Source organism: Pseudomonas sp. St29 (genome assembly GCF_001547915.1).
Taxonomy (GTDB): domain Bacteria; phylum Pseudomonadota; class Gammaproteobacteria; order Pseudomonadales; family Pseudomonadaceae; genus Aquipseudomonas.
The window spans coordinates 6,608,316-6,620,384 of sequence record NZ_AP014628.1 but is presented as its reverse complement, the minus strand read 5'-3'; the positions used below and the strand labels follow the sequence as shown (position 1 = coordinate 6,620,384).

Annotated in this window: 13 protein-coding genes and 1 pseudogene; 6 read left to right on the top strand and 8 right to left on the bottom strand. The window is 61.4% G+C overall.

Translation table 11 applies throughout. From position 1 onward, the window contains the following. Nucleotides 1–10: 10 nt before the first annotated feature. On the bottom strand, nt 11–874 hold the full coding sequence (locus PST29_RS29650; RefSeq protein ID WP_060844962.1) for a YicC/YloC family endoribonuclease: 864 nt from the start codon (nt 872–874) through the stop codon (nt 11–13). 270 nt (nt 875–1,144) lie between these two features. On the opposite strand from PST29_RS29650, the gene rph reads away from it, so the two are divergent. Then, the gene (gene rph, locus PST29_RS29645; protein ID WP_016964145.1) at nt 1,145–1,867 is read left to right on the top strand and encodes a ribonuclease PH; all 723 of its coding nucleotides are present in this window, start codon (nt 1,145–1,147) and stop codon (nt 1,865–1,867) included. 30 nt (nt 1,868–1,897) lie between these two features. After that, on the top strand, nt 1,898–2,266 hold the full coding sequence (locus PST29_RS29640; protein ID WP_016964144.1) for a DUF4870 domain-containing protein: 369 nt from the start codon (nt 1,898–1,900) through the stop codon (nt 2,264–2,266). Nucleotides 2,267–2,327: 61 nt separating this feature from the next. Here the strand turns inward: PST29_RS29640 and PST29_RS29635 are convergent, their stop codons facing one another. Next, nucleotides 2,328–3,107 (bottom strand): exodeoxyribonuclease III, encoded by a 780-nt coding sequence (locus PST29_RS29635; protein ID WP_011064227.1) that lies wholly within the window; start codon nt 3,105–3,107, stop codon nt 2,328–2,330. Nucleotides 3,108–3,188: 81 nt separating this feature from the next. On the opposite strand from PST29_RS29635, the gene pyrE reads away from it, so the two are divergent. Continuing rightward, complete coding sequence (gene pyrE / locus PST29_RS29630; RefSeq protein ID WP_060841718.1) at nt 3,189–3,833, top strand: orotate phosphoribosyltransferase; 645 nt, start codon at nt 3,189–3,191, stop codon at nt 3,831–3,833. An 86-nt stretch (nt 3,834–3,919) separates the two neighbouring features. On the opposite strand, the gene argB is transcribed toward pyrE, so the two are convergent. The 4 genes and pseudogenes from argB to coaBC all read right to left on the bottom strand — a co-directional run bounded on the left by argB (nt 3,920) and on the right by coaBC (nt 8,181). Next, complete coding sequence (gene argB / locus PST29_RS29625) at nt 3,920–4,825, bottom strand: acetylglutamate kinase (RefSeq protein ID WP_011064225.1); 906 nt, start codon at nt 4,823–4,825, stop codon at nt 3,920–3,922. 24 nt (nt 4,826–4,849) lie between these two features. Beyond that, nucleotides 4,850–6,250 (bottom strand): annotated as a pseudogene (locus PST29_RS29620) (phosphomannomutase/phosphoglucomutase); the annotation flags it as partial. Between the two features lie 261 nt (nt 6,251–6,511). Continuing rightward, nucleotides 6,512–6,967, bottom strand: a complete 456-nt coding sequence (gene dut / locus PST29_RS29615) for a dUTP diphosphatase (protein WP_060841716.1) — start codon at nt 6,965–6,967, stop codon at nt 6,512–6,514. A gap of 5 nt (nt 6,968–6,972) precedes the next feature. Then, nucleotides 6,973–8,181: a bifunctional phosphopantothenoylcysteine decarboxylase/phosphopantothenate--cysteine ligase CoaBC gene (gene coaBC / locus PST29_RS29610; RefSeq protein ID WP_060841715.1), complete on the bottom strand. Its 1,209-nt coding sequence runs from the start codon at nt 8,179–8,181 to the stop codon at nt 6,973–6,975. Nucleotides 8,182–8,313: 132 nt separating this feature from the next. Between coaBC and radC the strand changes: the two genes are divergently transcribed. After that, nucleotides 8,314–8,988 carry a RadC family protein gene (gene radC / locus PST29_RS29605; RefSeq protein ID WP_060841714.1) on the top strand — a complete coding sequence of 225 codons (675 nt, stop codon included), beginning with the start codon at nt 8,314–8,316 and terminating at the stop codon, nt 8,986–8,988. A 48-nt stretch (nt 8,989–9,036) separates the two neighbouring features. On the opposite strand, the gene PST29_RS29600 is transcribed toward radC, so the two are convergent. Continuing rightward, entirely contained in the window at nt 9,037–10,620 is a 1,584-nt protein-coding gene (locus PST29_RS29600; RefSeq protein ID WP_060844960.1) for an ABC transporter substrate-binding protein, read from the bottom strand. 476 nt (nt 10,621–11,096) lie between these two features. On the opposite strand from PST29_RS29600, the gene rpmB reads away from it, so the two are divergent. Together rpmB and rpmG are read left to right on the top strand one after the other, a co-directional pair. After that, the gene (gene rpmB, locus PST29_RS29595) at nt 11,097–11,333 is read left to right on the top strand and encodes a 50S ribosomal protein L28 (protein ID WP_011064219.1); all 237 of its coding nucleotides are present in this window, start codon (nt 11,097–11,099) and stop codon (nt 11,331–11,333) included. An 11-nt stretch (nt 11,334–11,344) separates the two neighbouring features. Continuing rightward, on the top strand, nt 11,345–11,500 hold the full coding sequence (rpmG, locus tag PST29_RS29590; RefSeq protein ID WP_003177274.1) for a 50S ribosomal protein L33: 156 nt from the start codon (nt 11,345–11,347) through the stop codon (nt 11,498–11,500). Between the two features lie 58 nt (nt 11,501–11,558). On the opposite strand, the gene PST29_RS29585 is transcribed toward rpmG, so the two are convergent. Beyond that, the gene (locus PST29_RS29585; protein ID WP_060841712.1) at nt 11,559–11,921 is read right to left on the bottom strand and encodes a cupin domain-containing protein; all 363 of its coding nucleotides are present in this window, start codon (nt 11,919–11,921) and stop codon (nt 11,559–11,561) included. Between the last annotated feature and the right edge of the window lie 148 nt (nt 11,922–12,069).

Here is a 12,069-nt window from a genome sequence, read left to right as displayed (position 1 = left end):
GTCAGTTGCCTTACTCAATATTCTGCACTTGTTCGCGCATCTGCTCGATCAACACCTTGAGGTTGACCGCAGCCTGAGTGCTGCGTGGGTCGAAGGCCTTGGAGCCCAGGGTATTGGCTTCGCGGTTGAGCTCTTGCATCAGGAAGTCCAGGCGCCGACCGGCAGCGCCGCCGGACTTGAGCACGCGACGTACTTCGATGATGTGGGTGCTCAGGCGATCCAGTTCTTCGGCGACGTCGCTTTTTTGTGCCAGCAGGACCATCTCCTGCTCGAGACGGGTCGGGTCCAGCTCGACCTGCATGTCGGCGAAACGGTCGAGGACTTTCTGGCGCTGGGTCGCGAGCATCTGCGGAACCAGCTCGCGCAGTGTCGCCACGTCTTCCTCCATGGAGGACAGGCGCTCGTTGATCAGTCGGGCCAGTTCGGCGCCCTCGCGTTCGCGACCGCTCTTCAATTCCTTCAGGCCCTGGTTGAACAGGGCCAAGGCATCGCTGTTCAAGGCTTGCGGGTCACTGGCGTCGGCCACCAGCACGCCTGGCCAGGCCAGGACTTCCAGCGGGTTCAGTGCCGCCGGCTGCTTGATCAGGCCGGCAACCGTCTCGGCCGCCGCGACCAGCTGTGCCGCGCGCTCACGGTCGACCTGCAATGGCTTGCCGGTGGTTTCCTCGGTGAAGCGCAGGGTGCATTCGACTTTGCCCCGGGACAAACCCTGGCGCAGTGCTTCGCGGACTGCGCCTTCAAGGTCGCGGAAGGCTTCCGGCAACCGCAGGTGCGGCTCCAGGTAACGGCTGTTGACCGAGCGCAACTCCCAGCTCAGCGTGCCCCGGGTTCCGGCCTGTTCGACCCGTGCGAAGGCGGTCATGCTATGCACCATGGAGGTACCTCCGATTCAGTGCCGACGCCAACCGCAAGCGGGCTGAGCAGGCCTGATAGATGAATTAAAGCCGGTAGGCGGCGAAGGCGCAGGATTGTAGCGCAGTGCGGCAGGCGTCCCCAAACCCTGCTGCAGACAATGGGGCGCAGGTCGTCGCAACAGGATCAATCTGAGGCACAAATGCGCCTTTGGCCTTTTTAGGCGTGCCCTGGCGCGGTTGCGGGCTTTATAATGCCCGGCAGTTTTCCGTCCTCGTACAGGTATTTCCCTATGAAACGTCCAAGTGGTCGCGCTGCCGATCAGCTCCGCTCGATCCGCATTACCCGCAACTACACCAAACACGCCGAGGGATCTGTACTGGTCGAGTTCGGTGATACCAAAGTGATCTGCACGGTCAGCGTCGAGAATGGCGTACCGCGCTTCCTCAAGGGCCAGGGTCAAGGCTGGTTGACGGCCGAATACGGCATGCTGCCGCGGTCCACCGGCGAACGTAACCAGCGTGAAGCCAGCCGTGGCAAGCAAGGCGGTCGCACCCTGGAGATCCAGCGCCTGATCGGTCGCTCCCTGCGCGCCGCGCTGGACATGTCCAAGCTGGGCGACATCACCCTGTATGTCGATTGCGATGTGATCCAGGCTGATGGCGGCACCCGTACCGCGTCGATCACTGGCGCGATGGTGGCGCTGGTCGACGCCTTGAAAGTGATCAAGAAGCGCGGCGGCCTGAAAGGCGGCGACCCATTGAAGCAGATGATTGCTGCAGTATCGGTGGGCATGTACCAGGGTGAGCCGGTCCTGGACCTGGATTATCTGGAAGACTCGGCCGCTGAAACCGACCTCAATGTCGTCATGACCAGCACTGGCGGTTTCATCGAAGTGCAGGGTACTGCCGAGGGCGCGCCGTTCCAGCCGGCCGAACTGAATGCGATGCTGGCCCTGGCCCAGCAAGGCATGAACGAGATTTTCCAACTGCAGCAGGCGGCACTCGCCGATTGATGGGCGCCGGTCTTCAGCAAGGAGAGCACCATGAGTGATGAGCAACTGCCACAACCTGCGCCGAGCCATGAAGTCCGGCAATGGGCGATGTTCTGTCACCTGTCCGCCTTGCTGGGGATCTGGGTTCCCTTCGGTACGCTGATCGGGCCGCTGATTCTTTGGCAGATGAAGCGCGAGACGGATCCCTTTATCGATGCCCAGGGCAAGGAGGCGCTGAACTTCCAGCTGACGGTCGCCATTGCGTCAGCGGTCTGCTTCCTGCTGATGATCGTGGTCATCGGTTTCTTTATGTTCGGCCTGCTGGCGATTGGCGCTCTGGTGCTGACCATCATCGGTGGGGTCAAGGCGGGTGAGGGTGTGCCGTATCGGTATCCCTTTACCTGGCGCCTGATCAAGTAGGGTGGGCAGCCACAAAAAAGCCGACATCGCTGTCGGCTTTTTTGTGGCTCTGAAAAGGCGCTTAGATGGTCAGCGTCCAGTCATAGTCCACGATCAGTGGTGCGTGCTGTGAGAAGCGTGGCTGACGCGGCAAGCGAGCGCTACGGACAAAGCGGCGCAGGCCAGGAGTCAGCAGCTGGTAGTCAAAGCGCCAGCCCAGGTTGAGCATCTCAGCCTGTTCGTTGTCCGGCCACCAGCTGTACTGATCGCCTTCGCGGCTGACTTCGCGCAGCGCGTCGACATAGCCCATGTTGCCAATGATCTCGTCCATCCAGGCACGCTCGGGTGCTAGGAAGCCTGGAGATTGCTGGCTGTCACGCCAGTTTTTGATATCCAGCTTCTGTTGCGCCACATACAGCGAGCCACAATAGATGTACTCGCGACGTTTGCGCCGCTGTTTATCCAGATAACGGGCGAAGTCGTCCATTAGCTTGAACTTCTGGTTCAAGTCTTCATCGCCGTTCTGCCCTGATGGAAGCAGCAAGGTCGCGATGCTGACCTTGTCGAAATCGGCTTGCAGGTAGCGCCCGTAACGATCGGCTGTCTCGAAGCCGAGGCCGCTGATGACCGCCTTCGGCTGCAACCGCGAATACAAAGCCACGCCGCCTTGGGCAGGGACTTCAGCATCGCAGGCATAAAGGAAGTAGCCATCCAGTTGGAAGGCTGGGTCGTCCAGTTCAAAGGCAGAGGCGCGGGTGTCCTGCAGGCAGATGACGTCGGCATTCTGTGCCTGCAGCCAACTGAGCAAACCACGCTCCACTGCAGCCTGAATACCATTGACGTTCACACTGATGATCCGCATAAATGGCCCCAAAAATCACGTGCGTGTATGATACCCGAGCTCTACCTAATTAGCTAAATCCGTGGTATCTGGGGTTTTTTCATGCAGGCGTATCAGCGCGATTTCATTCGTTTTGCCATCGATCGCGGGGTTTTGCGCTTCGGTGAGTTCACCCTGAAGTCCGGGCGTACCAGCCCTTACTTCTTCAATGCCGGCCTGTTCAACAGCGGTTCGGCCCTGGCCCAGCTGGGGCGTTTCTATGCCGCGGCGATCGTCGAAAGCGGCATTCCCTTCGATGTGCTGTTTGGCCCGGCCTATAAAGGCATTCCTCTGGCGGCGGCTACGGCCGTTGCTCTGGCTGAGCATCATCAGCGCGATCTGCCTTGGTGCTTCAACCGCAAGGAAGCCAAGGCGCATGGCGAAGGTGGCAGCCTGGTAGGCGCGCCATTGACCGGCGATGTGCTGATCATTGATGACGTGATCACCGCAGGCACTGCTATTCGCGAGGTGATGCAGATCATCGAGTCCCAGGAAGGCGCCAAGGCGGCGGGCGTGTTGATTGCCCTGAACCGCCAGGAGCGCGGCAACGGCGAGCTGTCGGCGATCCAGGAAGTCGAGCGTGACTTCGGTATTCCCGTGGTGAGCATCGTTTCCCTGACCCAGGTCCTGCAGTTCCTGGCAGACGATCCGGCGCTCAAGCAACATCTGCCCGCAGTGGAAGCCTACCGCGCGCAATACGGCATCTGACCTGTAGGAGCCGGCTCCTGCAAAGATTGCGTCGATAAAAAAGCCCCCGCCCGGTATCCCGGGCGGGGCTTTTTTGTTCCTGGCGCTTAAGGGCGCTTGCGATTGCTGATCAGGGTGCCGACGCCGGTATCGGTGAAGATCTCCAGCAGAATCGCGTTAGGCACGCGGCCGTCGATGATCAGCGAGCTGCCGACGCCGCCCTGCACCGCTTCCAGGGCGCAGCGGATTTTCGGCAACATGCCGCCGTAGATGGTGCCGTCGGCGATCAACTCGTCGACTTGCTGGGTGCTCAGGCCAGTCAAGACCTTGCCCGACTTGTCCATCAGGCCGGCGATGTTGGTCAGCAGCATCAGCTTCTCGGCTTTCAGTGCTTCGGCCACCTTGCCGGCCACCAGGTCGGCGTTGATGTTGTAGGACTCGCCATTGGCGCCAACGCCAATCGGCGCGATCACCGGGATGAAGTCACCCTTGACCAGCAGGTTCAGCAGGTCGGTGTTGATCCCGACCACTTCGCCCACATGGCCGATATCGATGATTTCTGGAGTGGTCATCTCTGGGGTCTGGCGGGTCACGGTGAGCTTTTTCGCACGAATCAGCTCGGCATCTTTACCGGTCAGGCCGATGGCGCTGCCGCCATGACGGTTGATCAGGTTGACGATGTCCTTGTTGACCTGGCCGCCCAGGACCATCTCCACCACGTCCATGGTCTGCGCGTCAGTCACGCGCATGCCGTCGACGAAGTGGCTTTCAATCGACAGCCGCTTGAGCAGGTCGCCGATCTGCGGGCCACCGCCGTGCACCACCACCGGATTGATCCCGACAGCCTTCATCAACACGATGTCGCGGGCGAAGCCGGTTTTCAGCTCCTCGCTCTCCATAGCGTTGCCGCCGTACTTGATCACCAGGGTCTTGCCGACATAGCGGCGGATGTAGGGCAGCGCTTCGGATAGGACCTTGGCGGTATTGGCGGCGGCATCGCGTTCGATGGTCATTCAGGGCTCCGGTGCTTCAAACAGTCAAAACGGTAGTTGGAGATCAGGTGCAACACGTTTCAGCTGGACGTGGAACACGTCCTTAATCCGCTGCAGCTCGGCTTCGTCATCAGCCTCGAAGCGCAGCACCAGCACAGGGGTGGTGTTGGAGGCGCGAACCAGGCCCCAGCCCTTGGCATAGTCGACTCGCACGCCGTCAATGGTGGTCAGGTCGGCGCCTGCGCCCCACTGCGCGTCGTGCAGGGCACCAATGATGCTGAATTTGCTCTCTTCGGTCACATGGATATTGATTTCCGGCGTAGAAATATCGTTCGGGAAGGTTGCGAACAACTCTTCTGCGGTGGATTTTTCCTTGCTGAGGATCTCCAGCAACCGGGCGGCGCTATAAATGCCGTCGTCGAAACCGAACCAGCGCTCCTTGAAGAACACATGGCCGCTCATTTCGCCAGCCAGCAGGGCGCCGGTCTGTTTCATTTTCTTTTTGATCAACGAGTGACCGGTCTTCCACATTAGCGGGCGACCGCCGTATTCCTTGATCAGCGGAATCAGGCGCCGAGTGCATTTGACGTCGAAGATGATCTCCGCATCCGGGTTGCGCGCCACCACGTCCTTGGCGAACAGCATCAGCAGGCGATCGGGGTAGACGATGCTGCCGGTGTTGGTGACCACGCCGACGCGATCGCCGTCGCCGTCGAAGGCCAGGCCCAGGTCGGCCCCGGTTTCCTTGACCTTGGCGATCAGGTCTTCGAGGTTTTCAGGCTTGCCCGGATCCGGGTGGTGATTGGGGAAGTTGCCGTCCACCTCGCAAAACAGCGGGATGACTTCGCAGTTCAGGGCTTCGATCAGCTGCGGAGCGATGACCCCGGCGGCGCCGTTGCCGCAGTCCACCACGACCTTCAGGCGTCGGGCCAGCTTGATGTCACGGGTGATCTCCTCGGCGTAGCGCGGCAGGATGTCGACCCGGGTGATGCTGCCCTGGGCGCTGCTCAGGTTGTTGCTCTTGAGGCGCTCGTGCAGGGCCTGGATCTGTTCGTTGGCCAGGGTATCGCCGGCGATGACGATCTTGAAGCCGTTGTAGTTCGACGGGTTGTGGCTGCCGGTGAGCATCACCCCGGACTTGCCGGCCAGGACATTGGCGGCGTAGTACAGGGCTGGAGTCGGCACCAGGCCAACATCGGAAACGTGGCAGCCGCTGTCGTGCAGGCCCTGAATCAGTTGCTCCACCAGCTCCGGGCCGGACAGGCGGCCATCCCGGCCTACGCAGACGTTGGGTTCGTCCTGAGCCAGGCTCTGGGAACCGACCGCGCGGCCGATCCAGTACGCGGTTTCGGCGGTCAGGGATTGCGGTACAACGCCGCGGATGTCGTAGGCACGGAAGATGCTGTCAGGAAATGTCGGGGCGACGTTAGCTGCGTTGCTCATCACTGAGGGTGCTCCATCTGAAGGGGGGCAGTACGGCCGGTAAGTGGCGGGCCGGCAGGCTCAAACTCAAGGGTATGACGGCGGTTTCAGCATAGAGTTCGTAGTGTGAAAGTGCTATCTGCCCCGGGCCGGCCGGGCCTTGGCGGCTCAAAGGCCCGGCCTGGCGGGCCCGAAGCGTGATGCAGACAGCAGCGGTCATTGGCCCTTAAATGCCCCGGCAGTGGTTGTCGGGCCGGGCGAGGGGCCCGACCCGAGGCGGAGTCGTCAGTGGCTGCCGGAGTGACCGAAACCGCCGGCGCCGCGCTGGCTTTCGTCAAAGGCTTCGACCACCTCGAAATGCGCCTGGACCACCGGCACCAGCACCAGTTGGGCAATGCGTTCGCCGACGGCGATATTGAAGGCGGTCTGGCCACGGTTCCAGCAGGACACCATCAGTTCGCCCTGGTAGTCCGAGTCGATCAGGCCCACCAGATTGCCCAGCACAATCCCGTGCTTATGGCCGAGGCCCGAACGCGGCAGGATCAGTGCCGCCAGGCCCGGATCGCCGATATAGACCGACAGGCCGGTTGGAATCAGCAGGGTCTGGCCCGGTTCCAGGACGGTGTCCTGCTGGAGCATGGCCCGCAGGTCGAGCCCGGCGGAGCCCGGCGTGGCGTACTGCGGCAGGGGGAATTCGTTGCCGATGCGTGGGTCGAGGATCTTGGCTTGTAAAGCGTGCATGCGAGTTAAACCTGGTTCAGCCGTTCGGCGATGAAAGAGATCAGTTGGCGGGCGATCTTGCCCTTGCTGGTCTGGGCGAAGAGAGTTGCGTGCAACTCCCGGTCAATCACGCTGCAGGCGTTTTCCTCGCTGTTGAAGCCAATGCTCGGGTTGGCCACGTCGTTGGCGACGATCAGGTCGAGGTTCTTGTCCTTCAATTTGCGTGCAGCGTAGTCGAGCAGATTCTCGGTTTCGGCGGCGAAACCGACACTGAAAGGGCGATCCGGCCGGCTGGCGATGGTGGCCAAGATGTCTGGGTTGCGCACCATCTGTAGTAGCAGGCCGTCACCTTTCGTAGGGTCTTTCTTTAATTTCTGTGGGGCGACGACTTCCGGGCGGTAGTCCGCGACCGCCGCCGAGGCGATGAAAACGTCGCATGGGATGGCCGCTTCACAGGCCGCGAGCATGTCGCGAGCGCTGACCACGTCGATCCGCGTGACTCTGTCGGGGGTTGGCAGGTGCACCGGTCCGGTGATCAGAGTGACCCGGGCACCGGCCTCGACAGCGGCCTCGGCCAGGGCGAAGCCCATTTTTCCTGAGCTATGGTTGGTGATGTAGCGCACCGGATCGATGTTTTCCTGAGTCGGTCCGGCGGTGATCAGCAGGTGTTTGCCGGTCAGTGCCTGGTGCTGGAAGCAGTCGGCGGCGCACAGCGCCAGATCGTTGGCTTCCAGCATGCGGCCCAGGCCGACGTCGCCACAGGCCTGGCTTCCGGAGGCCGGGCCGAAGACCCGCAGGCCGCGACTTTGCAGCAGTTGGGTGTTGGCTTGGGTGGCAGGATCGCGCCACATGGCCTGGTTCATGGCTGGAGCGATGGCGACTGTGGCGTCGGTCGCCAGGACCAGGGTCGTCAGCAGGTCGTCGGCGATGCCCTGGGCCAGACGGGCGATCAGGTCGGCGGTAGCGGGAGCGATCAGGACCAGGTCGGCCCATTTGGCCAGTTCGATATGGCCCATGGCGGCTTCAGCGGCCGGATCCAGCAGGTCGAGGTGAACAGGGTGCCCGGAGAGGGCCTGCATGGTCAGCGGGGTGATGAATTCACTGCCGCCCCGGGTCATGACCACGCGCACTTCGGCGCCCTGGTCGAGGAGTCGGCGAACCAGCTCCGCGCTCTTATAGGCGGCAATGCCGCCGCCGACGCCGAGCACGATGCGTTTCCGATACAGCCGCTGCATAGGCCTGTCTTTCCGTTCAGTGATTGCTGCGTGGCATGCCCCCTCCCCAGGTGAAATACCACGCAAAAAGAGGGTGGCTAAGATAGCACAGCGCCCGCTGTGGAACAGCGGCGCCATGCACAGGGAGGTGTGATGAGCATTCGTGATTGGCCCGCGGCGGAGCGCCCGCGGGAGCGGCTTCTGGAGCAGGGCGCCATCAGTCTTTCCGATGCCGAGCTGCTGGCTATTTTCCTGCGAAGCGGGGTGGCCGGAAAAAGCGCGGTGGACCTGGCGCGGCACTTGTTGCAGCGTTTCGGCAGCCTGCGTCGGCTGCTGGAGGCGGATCAAGTGACCTTCACCCGGCAACTGGGGCTAGGCCCGGCCAAGTACGCCCTGCTGCAGGCCGTGCTGGAGATGGCGCGCCGGCATCTGGCGGAAAGGCTCCACCGCCAGTCAGCGCTGGAGAGCCCGTTGGTGGTGCGCGATTACCTGAAGTCGATGCTGCGACACCAGCCCCACGAGGTGTTTGGCTGTCTGTTTCTCGACACCAAGCATCGGGTCCTGGCCTTTGAGGTGTTGTTTCAAGGGTCGATCGACAGCACCACGGTTTACCCGCGACAGGTACTCAAGCGCACCCTGGCGCATAACGCGGCGGCGGTGATTCTCTGCCATAACCATCCGTCGGGCATCTGTGAGCCCAGCCCGGCCGATCGGATCGTCACCCGGCGCTTGCAGGAGGCGCTGGAGTTGATCGATGTCCGGGTGCTGGACCACTTCATCGTTGGCGAGGGTGATCCGTTGTCCATGGCCGAGTACGGCTGGATATGAGCCTGGTGCGCCTCAAGGCCGGTGTTGGCCCCGAGGCGCCCCCGGGGTTCATTTGACGCTGACCTTCGAGTAGTCCTGGCGGCCGAAGGGGCTCACCTGATAGCCCTCGACCTGCTGGCGGGTCAGGGCGAAAGCGGTCGGATGGGCCAGGGGCAGCCACAGCGCCTGCTGCTGGATCTGGGTCTGGGCCTGCTGGTACAGCTTGCTGCGCACACCCTGTTCGCTGGTGGTCTTGCCGGCAGTGATCAGCTTGTCCAGGTTCTGGTCGCAATAGCGGGCGAAGTTGGTGCCGGACTTGACGGCTGCGCAGGTGAACTGCGGTGTGAGGAAGTTATCCGGGTCGCCATTGTCGCCGGACCAGCCCATGAACAGCAGGTCATGCTCGCCGGCCTTGGCCCGGCGGATCAGCTCGCCCCATTCGATCACGCGGATTTCTGCCTGGATCCCCACTTGGGCCAGGTCGGCTTGCAGCAGTTGGGCGCCCAGGCTGGGGTTGGGGTTGAGCAGGCTGCCGGAGGGGCGGGTCCAGATGGTGGTCTCGAAACCGTTTTTCAGGCCGACCTTGGCCAGCAGTTGGCGTGCTTTTTCCGGGTCGTGGGCGTAGCCGGGCAATTCCTTGGCGTAGCTCCAGGTGTTGGGTGGATACGGGCCGTTGGCGGCCTCGGCGGTGTCTTCGAACACGGCCTTGAGGTAATGGGGCTTGTCGAAGGCCAGGTTGATGGCCTGGCGCACTTCTGGCTTGTCCAGGGGCGGATGCTGGCTGTTGATCGCGACGAAGGCGGTCATGAATGCCGCGGTTTTCTCGACCTTCAGCGTGGGGTCTTCACTGGCTGCCTGGACGTCCAGGGGCTTGGGTGACAGGGCGATCTGGCACTCGTTGCGCCGCAGTTTCTGCAGGCGCACGTTGGCGTCCGGGGTGATGGCGAAGATCAGCGAGTCCACTGCCGGTTTGCCGGCAAAGTAGTCGCGGTTGGCCTTGTAGCGGATCGACGCGTCCTTCTGGAAGCGCCCGAAAATGAAGGGGCCGCTGCCGATCGGCTGGCTGTTGAGCTTCTCCGGGGTGCCGGCCTTGAGCAGTTGGTCGGCGTATTCCGCAGAGTAGATCGAGGCAAAGCCCATGCTCAGTGTGGCGAGGAAGGTCGAGTCGGCGTGATCCAGGGTGAAGCGCACGGTCAGCGGATCCAGAGCGTCGATTCTCTTGATCAGGCTGGGCAGCTGCAGGGACTGGGCGTGCGGGAAACCGCTCTGGGTGACCTTGTGCCACGGGTGGGCCGGATCGAGCATGCGCTCGAAGCTGAATTTCACGTCTTCGGCGCTCAGCTCGCGGCTGGGGGTGAAGTAGTCGGTGCGGTGGAACTTGACCTTGGGGTGCAGCTTGAAGACATAACTCAGGCCGTCGGCGGACACCTCCCAGCTGTCGGCCAGGCTGGGGACCACCTTGCCGCTGGCGGCATCGAACTCCACCAGGCGATTCATCAGCACGTCGGCGGACGCATTGGTGGTGGTCAGCGAGTTGTACTGCACCACGTCGAAGCCTTCCGGGCTGGCTTCGGTACAGACGCTCAGTGCAGCGGCCTGGGCCAATGGGCTCAGAAGTGGGGCGAGCAGGAGCGGGAGGGCGGCGAGACGCATGGTCGGGTTCCTTGTGCAGATCGAAGGCCCATCTGCGAGTGCAGTCTGGAAATGCCCTACCCTAGTGGCCTCTTTATGAAATGACTATCCCCTTTTGTATCCGGGGCCAAAACCTGGGGTTGCGCCTGCGCCCCGAAGGCATTCCCGGGTCGATCTGGCGTCGCGGGCGTGGCGAATTCTCTGTTGGAGAATGTCGCAAATATATTCTGCGACGAGCGGTAGATTTCTGCGGTAGCCTTTGCCGCAGGCGTCCGGCGCAAGAAAATCAGGACTTTTCATCATCCTGCGCACAGCGGCTGTTGTTGCTATGGGGTCTTTCTGGTATAAAGCAGCGCTCTTTTCTAGGGGCCCGGTTCCTTCGCTTGTAGGTGTAGCCGGTAAGACCCTAAAGAAACGCGGCGCCTGGCGCCAAATGACTGAGAGATTAAGCGGCCAACCCATGCCGGGTTGGGCATGTGGTTTTAGAGGGCTGAGGCATGTCTAGAGTCTGTCAAGTTACCGGTAAGGGTCCGGTGACTGGGAATAACATTTCCCACGCAAACAACAAAACCCGTCGTCGTTTCCTGCCGAACCTGCAGCATCACCGCTTCTGGGTTGAGTCCGAGAAACGCTTTGTGCGTCTGCGCGTATCTGCCAAAGGCATGCGTATCATCGACAAGCGCGGCATTGATGTCGTGCTGGCCGAAATCCGTCGCGATGGCGGCAAGGTTTAAGGGAGCTAATCATGCGTGAATTGATTCGTTTGATCTCGAGCGCCGGTACTGGTCACTTCTACACTACCGACAAGAACAAGCGTACTACTCCGGACAAAATCGAGATCAAGAAATATGATCCGGTTGTTCGTAAGCACGTGATCTACAAGGAAGGCAAAATCAAGTAATTGATTTTTCTTCTGACAAAAAAACCCGCCTTCAAGCGGGTTTTTTTGTGCCTGGCATTCAGGCTTTCTGTTCGAAGGCTACGTAGACCTTGCGGCAGGGCTCCAGCACTTCCCAGGTGCCCTTGAAGCCGGCCGGAATCACGAAGCGGTCGCCGGCACGCAGGGTCTTGGCGTTGCCATCGTTGTCCCGCAGCACCGACACGCCCTGAAGAATCTCGCAGTATTCGTGTTCGGTGAAGTTCACCGTCCATTGGCCCACGGCGCCTTCCCAGATCCCGGCGTTGAGCTGCCCGCAGGGGCTGCCGTAATGGTTGAACACCGCTTGTTCGGGATCGCCCTTGAGGACTTTCTCCGGAGCAGGGCGGTAGCGTTCGCCCTCGGTGTTGGCCTGGCTGAAGTCGACGACGTTGTGGATGCTCATTCTTGTAATCCCCCGTGATTGCGGCGCGAGTGGCTATGAAGGCCAAAGTCTATGTTTATTAAAATGCACATAGCAATGGCGTTTGCCCGGGCTTTGTCAAATATATTGAAAGTACAGGTGTCGCTGGTTTAGGGTGGCGGGTGCCTTT

Bases quoted from the DNA above. Each gene is read 5' to 3' on its own strand.
- PST29_RS29650 (WP_060844962.1), bottom strand. From the start codon at position 874: ATGGTGCATAGCATGACCGCCTTCGCACGGGTCGAACAGGCCGGAACC.
- rph (WP_016964145.1), top strand. From the start codon at position 1,145: ATGAAACGTCCAAGTGGTCGCGCTGCCGATCAGCTCCGCTCGATCCGC.
- PST29_RS29640 (WP_016964144.1), top strand. From the start codon at position 1,898: ATGAGTGATGAGCAACTGCCACAACCTGCGCCGAGCCATGAAGTCCGG.
- PST29_RS29635 (WP_011064227.1), bottom strand. From the start codon at position 3,107: ATGCGGATCATCAGTGTGAACGTCAATGGTATTCAGGCTGCAGTGGAG.
- pyrE (WP_060841718.1), top strand. From the start codon at position 3,189: ATGCAGGCGTATCAGCGCGATTTCATTCGTTTTGCCATCGATCGCGGG.
- argB (WP_011064225.1), bottom strand. From the start codon at position 4,825: ATGACCATCGAACGCGATGCCGCCGCCAATACCGCCAAGGTCCTATCC.
- dut (WP_060841716.1), bottom strand. From the start codon at position 6,967: ATGCACGCTTTACAAGCCAAGATCCTCGACCCACGCATCGGCAACGAA.
- coaBC (WP_060841715.1), bottom strand. From the start codon at position 8,181: ATGCAGCGGCTGTATCGGAAACGCATCGTGCTCGGCGTCGGCGGCGGC.
- radC (WP_060841714.1), top strand. From the start codon at position 8,314: ATGAGCATTCGTGATTGGCCCGCGGCGGAGCGCCCGCGGGAGCGGCTT.
- PST29_RS29600 (WP_060844960.1), bottom strand. From the start codon at position 10,620: ATGCGTCTCGCCGCCCTCCCGCTCCTGCTCGCCCCACTTCTGAGCCCA.
- rpmB (WP_011064219.1), top strand. From the start codon at position 11,097: ATGTCTAGAGTCTGTCAAGTTACCGGTAAGGGTCCGGTGACTGGGAAT.
- rpmG (WP_003177274.1), top strand. From the start codon at position 11,345: ATGCGTGAATTGATTCGTTTGATCTCGAGCGCCGGTACTGGTCACTTC.
- PST29_RS29585 (WP_060841712.1), bottom strand. From the start codon at position 11,921: ATGAGCATCCACAACGTCGTCGACTTCAGCCAGGCCAACACCGAGGGC.